Annotated in this window: 7 protein-coding genes; 2 read left to right on the top strand and 5 right to left on the bottom strand. The window is 73.9% G+C overall.

The features are described 5' to 3' along the window. The 4 genes from AC2W7G_RS08130 to AC2W7G_RS08115 all read right to left on the bottom strand — a co-directional run. A partial coding sequence (locus tag AC2W7G_RS08130; protein WP_485867987.1) for an LON peptidase substrate-binding domain-containing protein occupies positions 1–1,419 on the bottom strand: 1,419 nt, incomplete at its 3' end. Next, positions 1,409–2,092 carry a DEAD/DEAH box helicase gene (locus AC2W7G_RS08125; RefSeq protein ID WP_485867986.1) on the bottom strand — a complete coding sequence of 228 codons (684 nt, stop codon included), beginning with the start codon at positions 2,090–2,092 and terminating at the stop codon, positions 1,409–1,411. The genes AC2W7G_RS08130 and AC2W7G_RS08125, both read right to left, overlap by 11 nt. After that, positions 2,085–2,339: a DUF3039 domain-containing protein gene (locus AC2W7G_RS08120; protein WP_485867988.1), complete on the bottom strand. Its 255-nt coding sequence runs from the start codon at positions 2,337–2,339 to the stop codon at positions 2,085–2,087. Before AC2W7G_RS08120 ends, AC2W7G_RS08125 begins: the two co-directional genes overlap by 8 nt. A gap of 61 nt (positions 2,340–2,400) precedes the next feature. Beyond that, entirely contained in the window at positions 2,401–2,949 is a 549-nt protein-coding gene (locus tag AC2W7G_RS08115; protein ID WP_485867985.1) for a YqgE/AlgH family protein, read from the bottom strand. 17 nt (positions 2,950–2,966) lie between these two features. Between AC2W7G_RS08115 and AC2W7G_RS08110 the strand changes: the two genes are divergently transcribed. Next, entirely contained in the window at positions 2,967–3,743 is a 777-nt protein-coding gene (locus AC2W7G_RS08110) for a MerR family transcriptional regulator (protein WP_485867984.1), read from the top strand. On the opposite strand, the gene AC2W7G_RS08105 is transcribed toward AC2W7G_RS08110, so the two are convergent. Next, a complete protein-coding gene (locus tag AC2W7G_RS08105) occupies positions 3,730–4,740 on the bottom strand; it encodes a DUF3048 domain-containing protein (RefSeq protein ID WP_485867983.1) in 1,011 nt (336 codons plus the stop codon). The genes AC2W7G_RS08110 and AC2W7G_RS08105 overlap by 14 nt on opposite strands. 317 nt (positions 4,741–5,057) lie before the next feature. Here AC2W7G_RS08105 and AC2W7G_RS08100 point away from each other — a divergent pair, with 317 nt between their 5' ends. Beyond that, positions 5,058–5,648 carry a DEAD/DEAH box helicase gene (locus AC2W7G_RS08100; protein ID WP_485867982.1) on the top strand — a complete coding sequence of 197 codons (591 nt, stop codon included), beginning with the start codon at positions 5,058–5,060 and terminating at the stop codon, positions 5,646–5,648. Positions 5,649–5,703 lie beyond the last annotated feature (55 nt).

Genomic DNA, 5,703 nt, shown 5'->3' with positions numbered 1-5,703 from the left:
CTGCACCCTCCGGCGCCAGCGCTCGTCCCACAGCAGGTCGGGCCGTGGGCGGACGCGCGCCCGCGGGTACGGGTCGTCGGGCAGCCAGTCGAGCACGTCCAGCCGCTGCGTGCCCGTGACGAGCACCGCGACGCCGTCGTCGATCGCCTCGACGTGGTCGATGCGCGCCAGGGTCCCGAGGCCGAACCGGGTGTCGCCGCCGCCGACCTCGTGCCCGCGCTCGATGAGCACGACGCCCAGCTCGGGCCGCTCGGACGCCATGAGCTCGTCGAGCATCTCGCGGTAGCGCGGCTCGAACACGCGCAGCGGCAGCGTGGCGCCGGGCAGCAGCACCGTGCCCAGCGGGAACATCGCCAGCTCGCGCCCGTCCACGGCTAGCCGGACGCCTTCAGGGCCCAGGTGCGCAGCGTGTCGATGCGCTCCTTCAGCTGCTTGACCGACGCCTGCGCCGCGGGCGGGCCGCCGCAGGCCGACCGCAGCCGGTTGTGGGTGACGCCGTGCGGCTGCGCCGGTGCGGTGGTGCCAGGCGCCGACGAGGGCGTGCAGCTCGCGCCGCAGCGCGCTCGTCTCCTCGTGGGCGGCCATGCGCTCGGCCTCGGGGTCGGGCGCCGACGTCGTCTGCGTCTTCTTCTGCTGCGCGCGCTTCGAGCGGGCCGAGCGCAGCAGCTCGGCGACCTGGTCGGGCTCGAGCAGGCCCGGGATGCCGATGAAGTCCAGCTCCTCCTCGCTGCCCGGTCGCGCGAAGGTGTCGTGGCCGTACTCGCCGCCGTCGAAGAGCACGCGGTCGAAGGAGGCGTCGCTGCCCAGCGCGGCGAACGTGCCCAGCTCCAGCTCGCCGGACGCCTTGGTGTCATGCTCGGCCTTGGCCAGCATCTCGGCCTCGGCGGCGAACAGGTCGTCCTCGTCCTTGACCGGACGGCCGATGACGTGGTCGCGCTCGCGCTCCATGCCGCCGGCGTACGAGAGCAGCAGCGGCACGCTGGGCACGAAGATGGACGCGGTCTCGCCGCGGCGGCGGGCGCGCACGAAGCGGCCGACCGCCTGGGCGAAGAACAGCGGCGTCGAGGTCGCGGTGGCGTAGACGCCCACGGCCAGGCGCGGGATGTCGACGCCCTCGGAGACCATGCGGACCGCGACCATCCAGCGCTGGTCGCTGTCGCTGAACTCGGCGATGCGCTCGCTCGCGCCGGCCTCGTCGGACAGCACGATCGTCGGCAGCTCGCCGCTGATCTCCTTGAGCAGCTTGGCGTAGGCGCGGGCGGACTGCTGGTCCGAGGCGATGACGAGGCCGCCGGCGTCCGGGACGTGACGGCGCACCTCCTCCAGGCGGCGGTGGGCGCCGTCGAGCACCGCCGGCATCCACGCGCCGGTGGGGTCGAGCGCCGTGCGCAGCGCCTGCGCGGCCAGGTCACGGGTCATCGGCTCGCCCAGGTTGGCCGAGATCTCGTCGCCGCGCGGTGCGCCAGTGCATCTCGCCGGCGTACGCCATGAACAGCACCGGACGGACGACGCCGTCGCGCAGCGCGTCGCCGTAGCCGTAGGAGTAGTCGGCGACGCTCGCGAGCGAGCCGTCGTCCTGCGGCGCGTACGTGACGAACGGGATCGGGTTCTCGTCGGAGCGGAACGGCGTGCCGGTCAGGCAGATGCGCCGCACGGCCGGGTCGCACGCCTCGCCGACCGCGTCGCCCCAGGCCAGCGCGTCACCGGCGTGGTGCACCTCGTCGAGGATGACGACGGTGCGGGCCCGCTCGATGCGCACGCGGAAGCCGTTGGGGTTCGCGGCCAGGCCGGCGTAGGTGACGGCGAAGCCGTTGAACTCCTTGCCCAGGACGCCGCGGCCGCCCAGCGAGGGGTCGAGCCGGATGCCGAAGCGGTGGGCGGCGTTGGCCCACTGCGTCTTGAGGTGGTCGGTCGGCGCGACGACCACGACGCGCTCGACCACGCCGCGCGCGAGCAGGTCGGCGGCCAGGGTCAGCGCGAAGGTCGTCTTGCCGGCGCCGGGCGTGGCGACCGCGAGGAAGTCGCGCGGCTGCGTGCGCTGGTACTTCTCGAACGCGGCGGCCTGCCAGGCGCGGAGCCCGGCGCTACTCACCCTGCGGGGCGTCGTCGTTCAGGGACTCCCAGATGTCCTTGCACTCGGGGCACACGGGGAACTTCTCGGGAGCGCGGCTGGGCACCCACACCTTCCCGCACAGGGCCACCACGGGGGTGCCCATGACCATGGCCTCGGTCAGCTCGCCCTTGGGGACGTAGTGCGAGAACCGCTCGTGGTCCCCGTCGCCGGGGCGCAGGTCGGTGCGCTCGTCATGGACCGTCTGGGTGCCGCCGCTGCCGAAGATCGTCACGTCCGGGAGTCTAACCCGCCGACCCCGGCCCACCGAAGCCCGCGAGCGGGCCCGGTCAGTTCTCGGACGGGTCGTCGGGGAAGGTCGCCAGGAAGCGCGCGTCGCCCTCCTGACGGCGCAGGACGGTGCGCCACAGGTCCTCCGGACGGGGCGTCAGGACGTCCTCGTCGTGCGCCTCGGTGACCAGCCAGGAGCCCTCGGCGATCTCGTCCTCGAGCTGGCCCGCGCCCCACCCGGCGTACCCGGCGAAGACGCGCAGGCCGAGCACCTCCCCGGCGGCCGGCACGGGGCCGTCGAGGTCGACCAGGCCGAAGCGGCCGATCATCGGGCGGAAGCCCTCCGGCTGCGAGCCGGCCGGGACGACGGCCACCGCGAGCGCGGAGTCCATCGACACCGGGCCGCCCTCGAACAGGCAGTCCGGCGCGCCCACGAGCCCGGCCCACGAGGGCAGGACGTCGTCGACGTCGGCGTGGGTCGGGTGGTTGACGATGACGCCGAGCGCGCCCTCCTCGTCGTGGTCGAGCAGGAAGACGACGCTGCGCCGGAACGGCCCTCTCTCCACGGAGGGGGTCGCCACCAGGAGGGCGCCGCGCAACGAATCCATGCCCCTATGATGCCCACATGTCGCACGGAACGCCCGCGTCCGAGGAGTTCACGATCGACGAGCTGGCCCAGCGCGCCGACATGACCGTGCGGAACGTCCGGGCGTACTCGGGTCGTGGGCTCATCCCGCCGCCCCGCCTGGAGGGCCGGACCGGCTACTACAACCAGGTCCACCTGCAGAAGCTGCGCCTCGTGCGCGAGCTGCTCGACCGCGGATACACGCTCGCGGCGGTGGAGAAGGCGATGCTGTCCAACCCGTCGACGGCCAGCTCGCACGCCCTGGACCTGCTGCAGGTGCTCGACTCGCCCGGACGCGAGGAGGAGCCCGAGGAGATGTCGCGCGACGCCCTGGCCGCGCTGGCCGGCGTCGACCGCGACGACGCCCTCATCGACGCCCTGGTCGAGTACGGGCTGGCCGAGCACGTGGACGACCAGACCGTCCGGCTGCTCTCCCCCACCGTCGTGCGCGCCGGCGCCGCCGCCGTCGCCCTCGGCCTCTCCACGACGACCGTCATGCGGCTCTTCCCGCTCATGCGCGAGTCGCTGAGCCGCATCGCCGACGCGTTCGTGGCCAGCACGGTCGACGAGATCGTCCAGCCGTTCCTGGACGCCGGCATGCCCGAGGGGCAGTGGCCGGACGTCGTCGCCGTCGTCGAGCGGCTCATCCCGGTCGCGAGCCAGGTGACGCTCGGCATCTTCCGCCGCCAGCTCGGGCAGGCGATCGAGCACGAGCTCGGCGAGAAGCTCGCCGAGCTCGGCTACGGGACCCCGGAGGAGCCGGTCAGCGGGTCGTGACCCCGCCGCTGGACTTCGGGACCAGCTCGATCCAGGTGCGGCCCGGGTCCACCGTGAACGCCTTGCCGTCGCGGGTCTTCAGCGAGACCGTCGAGCCCAGCGTGCGCTTGCTCCAGGTGCCCTGGACGACGCCGCCGTCGGCGCGCAGCAGCATCGCGCGTCCGCCGCCCTTGAAGACCGTCTCGGGCACCGGGTTGCCGCCCGGGTCGCGGTAGCCGGCGTCCTTGACGTCGGCGAACAGCACGAGCAGCGACGTCGCCCTGAACTCCTGGCCGGACGCGCCGTGGCCGTTCTGCCGGGTCCAGGTGCCGCCCTTGCGGGCCCACTCGGTGGTGTGGCTGGAGGAGAACCGGACGCTGGCGCGCGACGCCGTGCTCGGGGCGGGCACGGGCTCGGCGCCCTTCGCCGTCCAGGGCAGGTAGTCGCGACCGACCTCGGCCTCGCCGGCCTTCGCCGCGACCTTGCGCAGGTCCATGAGCCGGTCGTAGGGGGCGCGCTTGGCGGGGTCGCGGGTGAAGCCGGGCGCGCCGTTGTCCTCGGACCAGACCTTCACCTTGGCGCGGTCGAGCACCTTGTACGCCTTCTGGGCGCCGCCGGACGCGACGACCTGGCCGTCGACCGGGGCGGCGATGCCGGCGTCGGTGCCGCGCAGCGAGCGCACGTGGCCCAGCTTCGAGGGCACCGTGCTGTGGTAGATCGCGGCGAGACGGGTGATGCCGCCCTCGACCATCTCCTCGACGACCAGGTCGGCCTGGTGGACGCCGTACTGCGGCTCGCCGCTGCTGGAGTTCTCGATCTTCACGACGAACGGCGGGTTGTCCGGCAGACCGCCCTTGACGTCCAGCCCGGTCAGCGGGGAGCGGGCCACGAGGGTGGCGCCGCCGCGCTCGTCGGCGTCCGGGCTGGGCTCGGACTTGGGGGCGGCGTCGCTGGAGCAGGCCGAGAGCGCGAGGCCGGCGGCGAGCAGGACGGACAGCAGGGTGGTGCGAGACGTCATGGTCCCCAAGCATGCCCGAGCGCTCCACGGATCCCGGCACAGGACGCGCTCGTCGTGCGGTGTCGGTCCGTCCTGCCACCATGAAGGCCACATGAGCGAGCAAAGCGAGCGAACGAACGGCACCGTCGCGGGCGGGCCTCGGTACCGTGCGTCCTTCCTCACCGAGGCGCGCCCATGAGCGAGCGCAGCGAGCGAACGAACGGCACCGTCGCGGGCGGGCCTCGGTACCGTGCGTCCTTCCTCACCGAGGCGCGCCCGTGACCGAGCGCAGCGAGCGAACGAACGGCACCGGGGACGGACGGGCGACGACCGAGCCGATGGCCGGCTTTGCCCCGGCGACCCGCGAGTGGTTCGAGCGCGCCTTCACCGCGGCCACGCCGGCGCAGCTCGGCGCGTGGGACGGCGTGGCCCGCGCGACCACCTGCTCGTGGTCGGCCCCCACCCGGCTCGGGCAAGACGCTCGCCGCCTTCCTGTCGGCGATCGACCGGCTCATGCGCCGCCGGCCGACGCCGAGCGCACCGGCACGCGCGTCCTGTACGTCTCGCCGCTCAAGGCCCTGGCCGTCGACGTCGAGCGCAACCTGCGCTCGCCCCTCGTCGGCATCACGCAGACGGCGCTGCGCCGCGGCGAGGAGCTGCACCCGGTCACGGTCGGCATCCGCTCGGGCGACACCCCGCAGGCCGAGCGGCGCAAGCTCGTCACGAGCCCGCCCGACGTGCTCATCACCACGCCGGAGTCGCTGTACCTCATGCTCACGTCCGCGGCGCGCGACACGCTGCGCGACGTCGACACCGTCATCGTCGACGAGATCCACGCCGTGGCCGGCACCAAGCGCGGCGCCCACCTGGCGCTGTCGCTGGAGCGGCTCGACGACCTGCTCGCCCGCCCGGCGCAGCGCATCGGCTGAGCGCCACGGTGCGCCCGCACGGACGAGGTGGCGCGCTTCCCTGGGCGGAGTCGGC

It is taken from the genome of Aeromicrobium sp. PFPM2_SD2, assembly GCF_057364525.1.
The sequence above is the reverse complement of the archived record's forward strand: the minus strand, read 5'-3'. Positions and strand labels throughout refer to the sequence as shown.